The organism is Streptomyces sp. NPDC096339 (assembly GCF_044762985.1).
Classification (GTDB): Bacteria; Actinomycetota; Actinomycetes; order Streptomycetales; family Streptomycetaceae; genus Streptomyces.
In genome coordinates this window covers 13,155-26,154 of record NZ_JBIWFI010000044.1, presented here as the reverse complement: position 1 = coordinate 26,154, position 13,000 = coordinate 13,155, and the positions used below count along the sequence as shown (strand labels likewise).

At 73.4% G+C, this 13,000-nt stretch carries 13 protein-coding genes; 4 read left to right on the top strand and 9 right to left on the bottom strand.

Going from position 1 to position 13,000, the window contains the following annotated elements:
* Positions 1 to 15: 15 nt before the first annotated feature.
* The gene (locus ACIQ5Y_RS35350; RefSeq protein ID WP_403890121.1) at positions 16 to 297 is read right to left on the bottom strand and encodes an SHOCT domain-containing protein; all 282 of its coding nucleotides are present in this window, start codon (positions 295 to 297) and stop codon (positions 16 to 18) included.
* A gap of 210 nt (positions 298 to 507) precedes the next feature.
* Here ACIQ5Y_RS35350 and ACIQ5Y_RS35345 point away from each other — a divergent pair, with 210 nt between their 5' ends.
* A complete protein-coding gene (locus ACIQ5Y_RS35345; RefSeq protein WP_403890118.1) occupies positions 508 to 1,152 on the top strand; it encodes a CBS domain-containing protein in 645 nt (214 codons plus the stop codon).
* A gap of 53 nt (positions 1,153 to 1,205) precedes the next feature.
* Positions 1,206 to 1,946, top strand: coding sequence for a response regulator (locus ACIQ5Y_RS35340; protein ID WP_403890115.1), 741 nt, complete (start codon positions 1,206 to 1,208; stop codon positions 1,944 to 1,946).
* 44 nt (positions 1,947 to 1,990) lie between these two features.
* On the opposite strand, the gene ACIQ5Y_RS35335 is transcribed toward ACIQ5Y_RS35340, so the two are convergent.
* The 3 genes from ACIQ5Y_RS35335 to ACIQ5Y_RS35325 form a co-directional block, all read right to left on the bottom strand.
* Complete coding sequence (locus ACIQ5Y_RS35335; protein ID WP_403890112.1) at positions 1,991 to 3,721, bottom strand: GAF domain-containing protein; 1,731 nt, start codon at positions 3,719 to 3,721, stop codon at positions 1,991 to 1,993.
* An 85-nt stretch (positions 3,722 to 3,806) separates the two neighbouring features.
* On the bottom strand, positions 3,807 to 4,706 hold the full coding sequence (locus ACIQ5Y_RS35330) for a universal stress protein (RefSeq protein ID WP_403890109.1): 900 nt from the start codon (positions 4,704 to 4,706) through the stop codon (positions 3,807 to 3,809).
* Positions 4,703 to 5,623: a universal stress protein gene (locus ACIQ5Y_RS35325; protein WP_403890106.1), complete on the bottom strand. Its 921-nt coding sequence runs from the start codon at positions 5,621 to 5,623 to the stop codon at positions 4,703 to 4,705. The genes ACIQ5Y_RS35330 and ACIQ5Y_RS35325 overlap by 4 nt, the downstream gene beginning before the upstream one ends.
* Before the next feature lie 251 nt (positions 5,624 to 5,874).
* On the opposite strand from ACIQ5Y_RS35325, the gene ACIQ5Y_RS35320 reads away from it, so the two are divergent.
* Entirely contained in the window at positions 5,875 to 6,537 is a 663-nt protein-coding gene (locus tag ACIQ5Y_RS35320; RefSeq protein WP_403890103.1) for a CBS domain-containing protein, read from the top strand.
* 25 nt (positions 6,538 to 6,562) lie between these two features.
* Positions 6,563 to 7,168, top strand: coding sequence for a CBS domain-containing protein (locus tag ACIQ5Y_RS35315; protein WP_403890100.1), 606 nt, complete (start codon positions 6,563 to 6,565; stop codon positions 7,166 to 7,168).
* Between the two features lie 48 nt (positions 7,169 to 7,216).
* Here the strand turns inward: ACIQ5Y_RS35315 and ACIQ5Y_RS35310 are convergent, their stop codons facing one another.
* From ACIQ5Y_RS35310 to ACIQ5Y_RS35290, 5 genes are all read right to left on the bottom strand, one after another.
* Entirely contained in the window at positions 7,217 to 7,666 is a 450-nt protein-coding gene (locus tag ACIQ5Y_RS35310) for a universal stress protein (RefSeq protein ID WP_403890097.1), read from the bottom strand.
* A gap of 78 nt (positions 7,667 to 7,744) precedes the next feature.
* Entirely contained in the window at positions 7,745 to 10,144 is a 2,400-nt protein-coding gene (locus tag ACIQ5Y_RS35305; protein WP_403890094.1) for a glycoside hydrolase family 65 protein, read from the bottom strand.
* Positions 10,141 to 10,896 (bottom strand): HAD family hydrolase, encoded by a 756-nt coding sequence (locus ACIQ5Y_RS35300; RefSeq protein ID WP_403890091.1) that lies wholly within the window; start codon positions 10,894 to 10,896, stop codon positions 10,141 to 10,143. Before ACIQ5Y_RS35300 ends, ACIQ5Y_RS35305 begins: the two co-directional genes overlap by 4 nt.
* Positions 10,893 to 11,579, bottom strand: a complete 687-nt coding sequence (locus tag ACIQ5Y_RS35295) for a helix-turn-helix domain-containing protein (RefSeq protein ID WP_403890088.1) — start codon at positions 11,577 to 11,579, stop codon at positions 10,893 to 10,895. Before ACIQ5Y_RS35295 ends, ACIQ5Y_RS35300 begins: the two co-directional genes overlap by 4 nt.
* Positions 11,580 to 11,584: 5 nt before the next feature.
* Entirely contained in the window at positions 11,585 to 12,661 is a 1,077-nt protein-coding gene (locus ACIQ5Y_RS35290; protein WP_403890085.1) for an alcohol dehydrogenase catalytic domain-containing protein, read from the bottom strand.
* Positions 12,662 to 13,000 lie beyond the last annotated feature (339 nt).

Here is a 13,000-nt window from a genome sequence, read left to right as displayed (position 1 = left end):
CCCGCTGTCTTCGTCTCAAGGGGCCGTGGAGCCCCGGGCATGGCCACGCAGGACGGCGAGCCGCCGCTCGTACTCCTCGTCGTCGATCTCACCCCTGGCGTACCGCTCCGCGAGGAGCGGCTCGGCCTCCCCGGCGGAGTCGGCACGCGGAGCCGGTGCCGCCGGTCCGGCCGCACCGTCGTGTCGGAGGGTGCGGACCAGGACGACGCCGGCGGCGACGATCAGCGCCCAGACGACCAACGTCGTCAGGGACATCGCGAACCAGCCCCAGGCACCCATGTGATCGTTCCAGTACATCGCATACCTGCCGGATCTCGGGACGGGACGACCGTGGTTCTCCGGCCGTCTGCTGCCAGGATCCCCGGCCGGGCACCGCCGGACATGGGCCGGTCGGGCCCCGGCGGGGGACCACAGGGCCCATGCCCGGGTGTACCGGGCGGCGAAGACTGGAGCCGGACTCGAAGCCGGTGGCCGTCCTCTCGTCACCGCACGCCGAAGGAGCCGGTCATGCCCGCATCCCGCTACACCGTCAGTGACGTCATGACGCACACCGCCATCGCGATCGGCCGCGAGGCGTCCTACAAGGAGATCGTCGAGCTGATGCACCAGTGGAAGGTCAGCGCGGTGCCCGTGCTGGAGGGCGAGGGCCGTGTCGTCGGCGTCGTCTCGGAGGCCGACCTCCTGCCGAAGGAGGAGTTCCGGCGTACCGAGCCCGTGTTCCCCGACCAGTTGGAGGAGGCGTCCAAGGCCGGCGGGGTACTGGCCGAGGAACTCATGTCGGCCCCCGCCGTCACCGTCCATCCGGACGCGCCCCTCGCCGAGGCGGCCCGGATCATGGCGCGCAAGCACGTCAAGCGCCTGCCCGTGGTCAACGGGGTCGGCATGCTCGAGGGCGTGGTCAGCCGCAGTGATCTCCTGAAGGTTTTCCTGCGACCGGACGAGGAGCTCGAAGAGGAGATCCGCCGGGCGGTACTCACCGAGCTGACACCCGGCGTGACCTGGGATTTCGAGGTCCAGGAGGGTGTCGTGACCCTGCGCGGCCCGGTACGGGACCGCGCGCTCGTCCCCCTGCTCGCGCGGGCGATCCGCGCGGTCGAGGGCGTCGTGGACGTCCGGATGGAGGTGGCAGGCACGCTCGGCGCCGCCGCCTGACCCTTGAGACAATTCGGATGGGAGCGCACGGCGCGGACCGAACCGGGGTGACCATGTCCTACGATCCGAACGCCTCCGCCGAGGCTCAGATCAAGGTGTTCCTCCTCGACGACCACGAGGTGGTCCGGCGCGGACTGCGGGACCTCCTCGACGCCGAGCCGGACATCACGGTCGTGGGCGAGGCGGGCACGGCCGAGCAGGCTCTGGCCCGCGGGCCGGCGCTGCGCCCGGACGTCGCCGTACTCGACGTGCGACTGCCCGACGGCGACGGTATCGGCGTCTGCCGGGAGCTGCGCTCCCACATGCCGGACCTGGCCTGCCTGATGCTGACGTCGTTCGACGACGAGGACGCCCTGCTGGACGCGATCATGGCGGGCGCCGCCGGATACGTTCTGAAGCAGATCAAGGGCTCCGACCTCGTCTCCGCCGTGCGCACCGTCGCCACGGGACAGTCCATGCTGGACCCGGCCACGACCGCCCGCCTGATGCACTCCCTGCGCGACCCGGAAGCGGCGAAGGAACCGGAGGACGCCCGCCTGGCGGCTCTGACGGAGCGGGAACGGGCCGTTTTGGAACTCATCGGCGAGGGCCTCACCAACCGGCAGATCGCCAAGCGGCTCTACCTGTCGGAGAAGACCGTCAAGAACCACATCTCGCGGCTCCTGGGCAAGCTCGGCGTCGAACGACGGGTCCAGGCGGCAGTGATCGCCGCGCAGGTCCACGATCACGACCACGGCGGCCAGGCCGCCGTACGCGCCGACGGAACCGGCCCGCGCGCTCCTCACGGAACCTGATGGTGCGGTGCGCGGGGAGCCCGGTCCGTCGGGGGCGGCACGCGTCAGTTCCGCGCGGGAGTCAGCGGCACCCGCCATTCCAGGCGGGTGCCTCCCGTGTCGCCGCCCCGCGGGGCGGCCGTCATCCGGCCGCCGAGCCTCTCGGCGCGCTCGGCGAGGTTGCGCAGCCCGCTGCGCCGGCCGCCCTCGGGCATGCCGACGCCGTCGTCCGTCACCGCCACGGTCAGGACTCCGCCGCTCGCGGCGATCGACACCTCCGCGCGGGTGGCGCGGGCGTGGCGGGCGACGTTGCTCAGGGCTTCACCGATGACCGCCAGGGCCTCGTCGGCCACGGCGGGCGGTACATCGGTGTCGATGAGGCCTTCCATGCGCAGCGCGGGGGCGAAGCCGAGTGCGGCGGCGGCCTCGTCGAGGGTCCGGACGGCCCGGGAGCGGAGCTTCGAGCCCGTGGCCGGGGGCTCGTGCTCGCGGAGCCCGAAGATGGTCGACCGGATGATCTTGATGGTGGCGTCGAGGTCGTCGATCGCGCGGGCGAGCCGCTCGGATGCCTCGGGGTGCTCGACGAACCGCTGGGCGCTCTGGAGGGTCATGCCCGCCGCGAAGAGCCGCTGGATGGCCAGGTCGTGCAGGTCACGGGCGATGCGGTCGTGGTCCTCCAGCATGCTCGTCTGCTCGGCGTCGCGGCGCCGGTCCGCCAGCTCCAGGGCCAGGGTCGCCTGGCCGGCGAAACCGGGTAGTGCCGCGACCTCAGCGGTGGCGAACGCCGGTCGCCCCCGGCAGCGGGCGAGGATCAGCACGCCGCTGAGCTTGTCCTTCGTACCGACGGTGACGGCGACCGCGGGGCCGAAGCCCCTCCACCGTTCGGGCTGCACGGTGACGTGCCGGTCGTTCTCGATGTCCGTGACGGTGATCAGGCCGTCCCGGGCGAGGGCGGCTTCGGCCAGCGTGCCCCGGGTGCCGGGCAGGACCATCCCCCGGTGTGCCCCGGCGCCCTCCCCGAGGGCCAGTGAACCGCGCAGCTCGCCCGCGGGACCGAGGAGGTAGAAGACCCCGATGTCGGCACCGGTGATGTCCTTGGCGCGCTCCAGCATGCCTTCGAGTACCTCGTCGCGCCGGGTGCCGGAGAGCAGGGCGCTGGTGACGTCGGAGCCCGCCGTCAGCCAGCGCTGCCGCAGTCGGGCCTCCTCGTAGAGGCGGGCGTTCTCGATGGCGATGCCGGCCGCGACGGCGAGGGTGGACAGGACCGCCTCGTCCTCGGCGTCGAACTCCGCCCCGCCGCGCTTCTCGGTCAGGTAGAGGTTGCCGAAGACCTCCTCGCGGACCCGGACGGGGACGCCGAGGAAGGAGTGCATCGGCGGGTGGTGGGGCGGGAAGCCGTACGAGGCGGGGTGTTCGGACAGCTCGGACAGGCGCAGGGGTTGCGGATGGCGGATCAGCTCGCCCAGGATCCCGTGGCCCGAGGGCAGGTCGCCGATCCGTGCGCGGAGCTCGTCGCCGATGCCGACGGGGACGAACTCGGCGAGCCTCTTACCGTCGCCGATCACGCCCAGCGCGCCGTACTCGGCGTCCACGAGGACGACGGCGGCCTCGACGATGCCGCGCAGTACCTGGGGCAGGTCCAGTTCCCGGCCGACCGACATGACGGCTTCCAGGAGGCCGTTCAGCCGGTCCCGGGCGCCCCTCACCTCGTCGATCCGTACCTGGAGCTCGTCGAGCAGCTCGTCCAGCCGCAGCCGTGGCACGCCGCCTCCGGGGGGCCTGCCGTCCGCGCTCATGTCCCTCCTCGGCCGGTGGCGGCGGTGAGAGGACCACCTCGTCCAGGCTAGCCCCGGCCGGGGCGGGTTTCGCGTCGGCCAGCCCTCATCCGGTGGGAACGGTGATGACCGGGCAGTGGGCACGGTGCAGCAGCCCGTGCGCGACGGAGCCGAGCCGCATGCCCGTGTAGCCGCCGTGCCCGCGGCGCCCCACGACGACGGCGAGGGCGTGCTCGGCGGCCCGGGCCAGTTCCTCGACCGGGTGGCCGGAGAGGACCTCGTGGGTGACGCGCACGTCCGGGAACTCCTGCGCCGGCCCGGCGGTGGCCTCGACCAGCAGGGTCCGCTGCTCCTGGACCGCGGCTCTCTCGTCGTCCGGCATGAGCATCTGCTGCCGGCGGACGCAGACGACCCTGAGTGCCGCGCCCCGCCGGTCGGCCTCGTCGAACGCGAAGGTCAGGGCGTCCGTGGCAAAGGCGCTGCCGTCGAAGCCGGCGACGACGTAGGGCGGTTGCTGGGTGACGTGTTCCGCGTCGCCCACCACGACGACCGGGCAAGGGGCCTGGGCCGTCACGGGGATCACCGTCGAGCCCGCGCTGAAGAACTCGGCCACGCGGCCCAGGTGTCGGGAGCCCAGGACGACCAGGCGGGCGTGGCGCGCCTGCGCCACGAGGACGTGGGCGGGGGAACCGGCGAGCAGCTCGGTGGTGACCTTCACTTCCGGGTTCCGGTCGAGGACCCAGCCCCGGGCCTCGTCCAGCGTGTCGGCGCCCGCTCGCCGCAGGGCGGTCTGCCGCGGGGTGTCGTCGGCGTGGTGGGCGTCGTCGGCGTGGTGCGTGTCGTGGGCGTGGTGGGTGTCGTGGGGTGGCGGCACCGCCAGCACCAGGCGCAGCGGCAGTCGGCGGCGGTGGGCCTCGTCGGCGGCCCAGGCCGCCGCCAGGTGCCAGTCCCTGGCCGGGTCGATCCCCAGCACGAGGTCGTGTGCCCCCTCCCACTCGGCGGTCATGACCGACCGCCGGACCGGCCGCCGGACCCGTTGCCGGACCGGGGGATGAGGAGCACCGGACACCGGGCGTGGTGCAGGACGCCGTGGGTGACCCGGCCGAGGTTGCGGCCGAGTCCGAGCGGGGTGGGGGCCCGGCGGCCGCCCATGACCAGCAGGTCGGCCTGGTGGGACGCCGCGACCAGGGCTCCGGCCACCGAGGCGCTCTTCTCCGCGTCGCTCTGGACGGCCAGGTCGGGGAACTCGTCGTGGATGACGCCGGTGAGGGCCCACAGGGCTTCCTCGTGTCCCCCCGCGATCTCGTCCACGCCGTCCAGCATGGTCACCACGCTGCCCACGGACTCCAGCACGTTCCACACGTGCAGCAGGCGCAGGGACGCCTTGCGCAGCTCGGCCTCCCGGGCGGCGTAGCGGGCGCAGACGAGGTCGTGTTCGTCGCGGACGGCCGCGATCACGATGCCGCGCTCCTCGGCACCGTCGGTGCCGCGGACCACGATGACGGGGCTCCTGGCGACGGCCGCGATGCCCAGGCCGACGGAGCCGAGCACGAGCGAGCCGAAGCCGCCCAGGCCGCGGCTGCCCACGACGACGGTGCCGTGCGCGCCACCGGTCCGGTGCAGCGTGGTGACGGCGTCGGTGCGGCTGAACTCGGTGGTCACGCTCAGACCGGGGTACTCGGCGGTCACGGCCTTCGCCGTGTCGTCCAGGAGCTCCCGGCCCGCGACGCGGATCCGTTCGATGGTTTGCGCGGACACGTACAGGGCCCTGCCGTCCGTGTCGCCGCCGTAGACGATGTGCAGGGGGCGGTCACGGCGTACGGCCTCGGCCGCGGCCCACAGAGCGGCGGCGCGTGCCGGCTCGGAGCCGTCGACGCCGACGACGACCGAGCTGTTGTCCGGGGTACGGAGGGTGGTTTCCACGATGTCTCCCGACCGAGAAGCCGATGGGTGGCACCCCTCACGCTGTCACCGGCGCCGGCCGCGGAAGAGGGCCGCCCGGGACCTTTCGGGGGCCGAAGGTCCCCATCGCCGGGCCCGGCCCGGCGGCGCCCGGAAGGGACGGCCCAGGGGTCCTTCCGGCCCCCGGACGGGACCGTTCGGCCCTCGATCCCGTGGCCCGCTCCGTCGGATGGTGGGTGGCACAGACGCACGGCAGTGAGCAGGAGGGCCTCATGAAAAGCCTCAAGGTTGCGGACCTGATGAGCGACGAGGTCGTCTCCGTGGCCCCTGGGACCGCCTTCAAGGACGTCGCCAAACTGCTGGCCCAGTACGACATCAGCGGTGTCCCCGTCCTGGACGAGGAGGACCGTGTGGTGGGCGTGGTCTCGCAGACCGACGTGCTGGCGCATGCCGCACCCGGTCCGCACGAGCCTCCGTACGACGGGACGCGGGGGCGGGCCACCACCGCGGGCGGGATCATGTCGGCCCCCGCGGTGACCGTCCTCGCCGGCGAGACGGCCGTCGGCGCCGCCCGGCTGATGACGCGCCGGGGCATCGAACGGCTGCCCGTCGTGGACGAGGAGGACCGGCTCGTCGGCATCGTCACCCGCCGGGACCTGCTCCGCATGTTCCTGCGCCCGGATTCCGAGATACGCCGGCGCGTCCAGGACGTCCTCAGGGACGTGGCGGGCGCACCGGCCGACGACATCGAGGTGCACGTCGTGGACGGCGTCGTCACTCTCGGCGGCACCGTGCCGCGCGTGAGTCGGCTGCCCGTGGTCCTCGGTCTCGTCGAACGGCTCGACGGCGTCGTGGCCGTGGCCTCCCACATCACGGCCCGCACGGACGACACGTCGACCGCTGGTGCCGGCCACCTCCGCCACGCGATGCCGTGACCGCGCTCCCTCTGGAGGAAGGACCATGAAGCATCTGCGCACCGTCGACGACGTCATGACCCGCACCGTGGTCTCCGTCGATCGTGGAACCGCGTTCAAGGACATCGCCGAGACGCTGCGGATGTGGCACGTGAGCGTCGTGCCCGTGCTGTCCGGGGACGGACGGGTGGTCGGTGTCGTCTCCGAGGCCGACCTGCTGCTCAGGACACAGGACGAGGCCGGCGCGTCGCACGACACCGTCGCGGAGCGCTTGATGACCCGCCCGGCCGTGACCGTGCGGCGGGACACCACGATCGCGGGCGCGGCGCGCCTGATGGCCCGCGGCCACCTCAAGCGTCTCCCCGTGGTCGACGGCGAGGGCCGCCTCGTCGGTGTCGTCAGCCGCGGCGACCTGCTGCGGGTCTACCTCCGGCCGGACGCCGACATCGGGGCCGAGGTCCGTGAGCTGATCATGTACCAGCTCCTCCCGCACCGCTTGGCGGAAGTGCACGTCCACGTCGCCGACGGCATCGTCCACCTCCGCGGGACGCTGCCGGACGCCGATGTGCGGGATGTCGTCGTACGTGCCGCCCGCGGCGTGCCCGGGGTCGTGGACGTGGAGGCCGACTTCTCCGTCCCCGTACCCACGTAGGAGTTCACCGTCCCCGTACCCACGCAGGAGACGGCCGGGCAGCGGGTTTCATCCGCCGGGGACGTCCGGGCGCACGATGGTCACCGGGCACGGGGCGTGCAGGGCCGCCTGCTGGCTCACGGAACCGAGCAGGGCCCGGCTGAAGCCGCCACGGCCGCGGCTGCCCACCACCAGCATGTCCGCCCCCTCGGCCGCGTCCACCAGCACGTCGACCGGATGCCCGTGCACCAGGCGCTGGTGCACGGAAGAGGCGCCGTCCTCGCCGAGGACCGTACGCACCTCCTCGACCAGGCGCCGCTCGGCGTCCTCCTCGTCGAACGTGGCGTCCACCGCGGGTGCCGACCACGACGAGCTGCCCGGAACCTCCCAGGCCGTGACCGCCTCCACCTTCCCGCCGACGAGGCCGGCGTACCGCACCGCCCAGCGCAGCGCGGCCTGGGAGGACGGCGATCCGTCGACGCCCACCACGATGCGCGGAGCCTCTTGCTGCGTGCCCATATGTCCTTCACCCCTTCCGGCGCTCTCTCTCCAGCGTGGGCGAGGCGCGGACGCATCGCCACGCGGCGGGCGGTCGCTTCACCCCGTGGGCAGGTGGAACCACCGCTCCTGACCCGGGGCGATCCACTCGTGTCGGTTGCCGGGCAGGACCAGGGGCACCGGGCCGAGGAGCGAGGGCGGTACGCGGATGCCCAGTCGGCCCGGCCGGAACCGGATGCGGATGTCCCGGTGGCCGAGGTAGGAGACGGAGAAGCTCGAACCCGGTATCCCGGAGAACGGCACCGGGTCGACGCGCAGACCGTCGGCAGCGGGGTCGAGTCCGACGATTCCGCGTTCGACGAGGTCGAGGGTGCCCGCCATCGCGCCGAGGTGGATCCCCTCGCCCGTGGTGCCGCCCTGGACGTCGGTGATGTCGCCGAGCAGGGCTTCCCGGCAGTACCGCCAGGCGTCCGGACCCTGCTGCCGGGCGAGCACCCAGCCGTGGACGAGGCTGCTGAGCGTGGAGCCGTGACACGTCCGGCGCAGGTAGTACTCCACCGTCCTCGCCCACAGCTCGTCGTCGAAGTCGTATCCCAGCCGGCTGAACAGCCGGGCGAGTTCCGCGGGGCGGAAGACGAAGCCGAGCATGAGGGCGTCGGCCTGTTTGGAGGCCTGGTAGCGGTTGGGCGTGTCGCCTTCGGCTTCCAGGATGCGGTCCAGCCGGCGGATGTCGTGGTAGCGGGCACGGTACGTGTCCCAGTCGAGCTCGGCGAGGTCTCCGTAGCCGTGGAACTGGCTGATCACGCCCTGGTGGAAGGGGACGTACATGCGGTGCGAGATCTCCTCCCAGCCCGTGAGGTCGTCCGCTCCGAGGCCCAGCCGCACGAAGAGCTCCGCCTTCCGGGCCGCCGGGAGCTCCCGGTGGAGGTCGAGGGCGCGGGCGAGCACCCAGGCCGCCGTGACGTTGGTGTACGCGTTGTCGTCGATACCGGGGGTGGCGGCGTCCGGGTAGGCGTCGTGGTACTCGTCCGGGCCGACGACGCCGCGGATGCGGTAGCGGCCGAGCCCGGGGTCCCAGGTGGCGGCGCCCGACCAGAAGTGGGCGACGTCCAGGAGGAGTTCGGCGCCCGGGCCGTACATGAAGCCGGTGTCCCCGGTGGCGAGGCCGTACTGCCAGGCGTTCCAGGCGATGGCCGAGCCCACGTGGTGCTGGAGGCGGGAGTGGTCGGGCAGCCATCGACCGGAGCTCGGGTTGAGATGCAGGCTCTGCGTCTCCTCCGCGCCGGAACTGCCGCTCTGCCAGGGGAACATCGCGCCCCTGGCCCCGGCCCGGCGCGCCGCTTCCCGGGCCGCGGGCAGCCGCCGGTGCCGGTACATCAGCAGGGCGCGGGCGGTTTCCGGGAAGTGCAGGGCGAGGTAGGGCAGGACGAACAGCTCGTCCCAGAAGACGTGCCCCCGGTACGCCTCCCCGTGCAGGCCGCGGGCGGGAACGCCGGTGTCGAGTTCCGCGGTGTGCGGGGAGACGGTCTGCAGCACGTGGAATGCGTGCAGGCGCAGGATCCTGCCGGTCTCCCCCGGTGTCCGCAGCCCGCCTTCGCTCCGGATCCGCTGCCAGGCCGCCTCGTGCGTTGCCAGCAGGGCGGGGAAGTCCGGGGCGTGCTCCGCCCGTCCGATGCTGCTTCGCAGGGGATCGGCGTGGGGTCGGTCGAGCGAGGTGAACAGGGCGGCGGTCTTCACGACGACGACCGGCCGCCCCCGCCTGATCGGCAGCACGGAGGTCTGCGTCGCCGCGGTGGCCGTGCAGGCCCGGTCGACGGCCGCCAGGGGCCGCGTGGAGGTGCGTACGGCGAGCCCGATGCGCACGGCCGAGGTGGATGTACGGCAGGACAGCCAAGCGGTGCCGTCCGCCCCGGCCCCCGCCCGGTGCCCGACGAGGTGGCGCCCGGCCAGGGCGGCGTAGCGGTCCACGCCGGCGTTGACGACCTCGCCGTCGAGGACGGACCGGACCTCGATCCGGCCGCTCCAGCCGGACGCGCGGAAGACGGTGCGCTGTGCGGCCAGGTGCGGGTCTCCCATGTGGACGAGGCGGGTGTGGGTGACGCCCAGGCGGCGGCCTTCGGCGTCGACGAAGAACATGCGGCGGGTGAGCGTCCCGCCGTGCAGGTCGAGCGAGACCCGGTGGTGGCGCAGGGTCGGGTGGTCCGGGGTGAGCCACGCGCCGGGCGGGGCGCCGTCGGGCAGGCAGCGGTAGCGCAGGGCGGTCCAGTCCGGCAGCCGGACCAGGTCTTCGTTGGAGACGGTGCGTCCCGCGACGCGGGAGGTGAGGCGGTCGTAGCAGCCGGCCAGGTAGGTGGCCGGGTAGTGGACCGCGTCGGCGGTGGTCTCGGGGGCTGATCCGCGGGTGGCGAAGCGGCCGTTGCCCAGGGTGCACAGGGACTCGACCAGCCGCTCGGTCTTGGGGTCGTAGTGCCGGTACTCCCAGCTCCAGGACGTGTTCACCGCCCGTCTCCGTCGAGCGCGGCGGGGAGTCCGAGGAGATCCGGCAGCACCAGGTGGGCGCCGTGCGCCCGCAGCGCGTCGGCCGTGCGCGGGTCGCGGCCGCGATCGAGTCCGACGACCAGGTGGAAGCGGCCGATGCGGCCGGCCTCGACTCCGACGAGGGCGTCCTCCACCACGGCGGTGTGTTCGGGGCCGCCGCCGAGCCGGTCGGCCGCTTCGAGGAAGACGGCCGGGTCGGGTTTGCCCGGGAGGGCGAGCGCGTCCGCGTCCCGGCCGTCGATCAGGGCGCCGAAGAAGCCGGTGAGGCCTGCGGACCGCAGGAGGGCACGGGCGTGCCGCGAGGCGGAGACCGCCGCGCATCCCACGTTCATCTCGCGCAGTCGCGCGAGTACGGGCCTGACGTCGTCGTAGGCTTGGACCCCCTCGGTCCGCAGCATCCCGGAGAAGACCGCCTCCTTGCGGGCGGCCACCGCGTGCACGGTGTCGCATCCCGGTGGATCTCCAGGGGTTCCGGGCGGGAGGCCGATGCGGCGTGCGGTGAGGAAGGCGCGTACGCCGTCGAGCCGGGACCTGCCGTCGACGAGGTCCCGGTAGTCGTGGACGGTGTCGAACGGGCGCTGCCGGTCTCCGAACCGCTGCTCCCACTCGGCGAGGCAGCCGTCGAAGGTCTCCTTCCAGGCGGCCGCGTGCCGGTCGGCCGTGGCCAGGAGCACTCCGTCGGTGTCGAAGACGACCGCGCCCACGCGGCTCATGACCGGTGGGCCACGCGACGGCCGGTGAGCCGGACGGGGGTGATCTTCATCCAGTGGGTGCGCGGGCCCCCGGCCCAGGGCTGGGACCGGGCCGTGGCCGTCAGGTGACGGATCTCGTCGGGGGCGGTGACGGCTTCCAGTCCGCCCACGGCCAGGACACTCCAGCCGCCGGCGGTGACGTCGTCGATGTTGTCGATCTCGAAGGCCACCTCGGTACCCGCCGCTCTGGCCGCGACGGCTTCGACGGCGGTGCGGAACGCGATGTCCTCGCCCGCGATCAGGTAGTTGACCGGGAGGACGGCCGGGCCTTCGGGGGTGAAGACCGCGATGCGCCCCACCCCGTGCGTACCCAGCAGCGTCCGGCACTCGTCCTCGTCGAGCGCCGCCAGTGCGGCGTCGCGGCGGGCGGTGGACCGGCCGCGGACCCGGCCGGCGCTCGCGCCGGTCAGGTCGTCGACCGTCACACCGAGTACGTCGGCGAGCCGGACGAGGGTGCCGATGGACGGGGAGGCCGCGTGCTCCTCCAGGTACGAGATGTACTTGCCGTCCGCTCCGCACCGCCGGCCGAGCTCCTCGCGGGTCAGGCCGAGGGCCTCGCGGCGGGCCGCCAGACGGCGGCCCAGGTCGGTGTGGCCGGCCGCTCCGGCGGACGGCCGGTGCGCGGTTCCCGGGTTGCTCTTCACGGTGATCACTGCTCCTGGGGCGGTACGGCGACCGTGTCGTGCTGTGCTCCGCCGAGGACGACCTTGAGTGCGCCGGTGTCGGCGGCGCGGGAGAAGACGTCGTACGCCTCTTCCATCTCGTCCAGCTCGAAGCGGTGGGTGACCAGCGCCGACCCGGGCAGGCGACCGGCGGCCATCATGCGCATCAGCATGGGCGTCGAGTGGGTGTCGACGAGGCCGGTGGTGAGGGTGACGTCCTTGATCCACAGGTCTTCGAGGTGGAGGGTGGCGGGCTTGCCGTGGACGCCGATGTTGGCGACCCGGCCGCCGGGACGGACCATCCGGGTGCACAGCTCGAAGGCCTCGGGCACCCCGACGGCTTCGATGACCACGTCCGCGCCGAGGCCGTCGGTCAGGTCCTCCACCAGCCGCTCCGGCTCCTCCCGGGCGCTGACGATGGCATCGGCGCCCAGGTCACGGGCGGCGGCGAGCCGGGAGGCGGCCAGGTCGACGGCGACGGTCCGGTACGGGCTGTAGAGCGACGCCGTGGCGATGGCGGCCAGGCCGATGGGGCCGGCGCCGACCACGACGACGGTGTCGCCGGGACGGACGTTCCCGTTGAGGACGCCCACCTCGTACGAGGTCGGGAAGATGTCCGCGAGCAGGACCGCCTCGTGGGCGGCCAACGCCGTGGGCAGGGGATGGACGGAGAGGTCGGCGAAGGGGACGCGTACGTACTCGGCCTGGGTGCCGTCGATGGTGTGTCCGAGGACCCAGCCGCCGCCTCCCCGGCACTGTCCGTAGCGGGCCTCGCGGCAGAACCGGCAGCGGCCGCAGGCCGAGATGCAGGAGATCAGCACACGGTCGCCCGGCCGGACGGTGCGCACGTCGCCGCCGGTCTCCACGACGGTGCCGACGGCCTCGTGGCCGAGCACGCGGCCCGGCGTCACCTCCGGGACGTCGCCCTTGACGATGTGCAGGTCGGTGCCGCAGATGGTGACGGCGTCGACCCGGACGACCGCGTCCGCGGCGTCCTTGATCGCGGGGTCCGGGACGTCCTGCCAGGAGGTCTGTCCGGGCCCGTGGAAGACGAGTGCCTTCATGGCGCGGCCTTCTCTCTGTGTGCGGTGCGAAAGGGTCCACCGCCAGGCTGTGCCCGTACCGCGTCGGCTCGCTTGGGCCGGTCGGCCCCTTGCCTGGTACCGGTCGGGCCCCTCCCCGGGAGCCCGGACGGTGCGACGGTGGAGACCGGCGCCCGTTCCGGAGCGAGGGCCGGTGCGATGTCCCGGTCGGCCTCGGCACGGCTCGGGCAGCTGCCCGGATCCTCTGCGACTGCGGACCCTTCCAGGGTGTCGCGGACCGGCCGCGCCGCAACCGGTACCGGTCGCCCTGCGACGCCACCGCCGGCCGCCCACGGCGTCGTCGACACCCACGCCCACCGC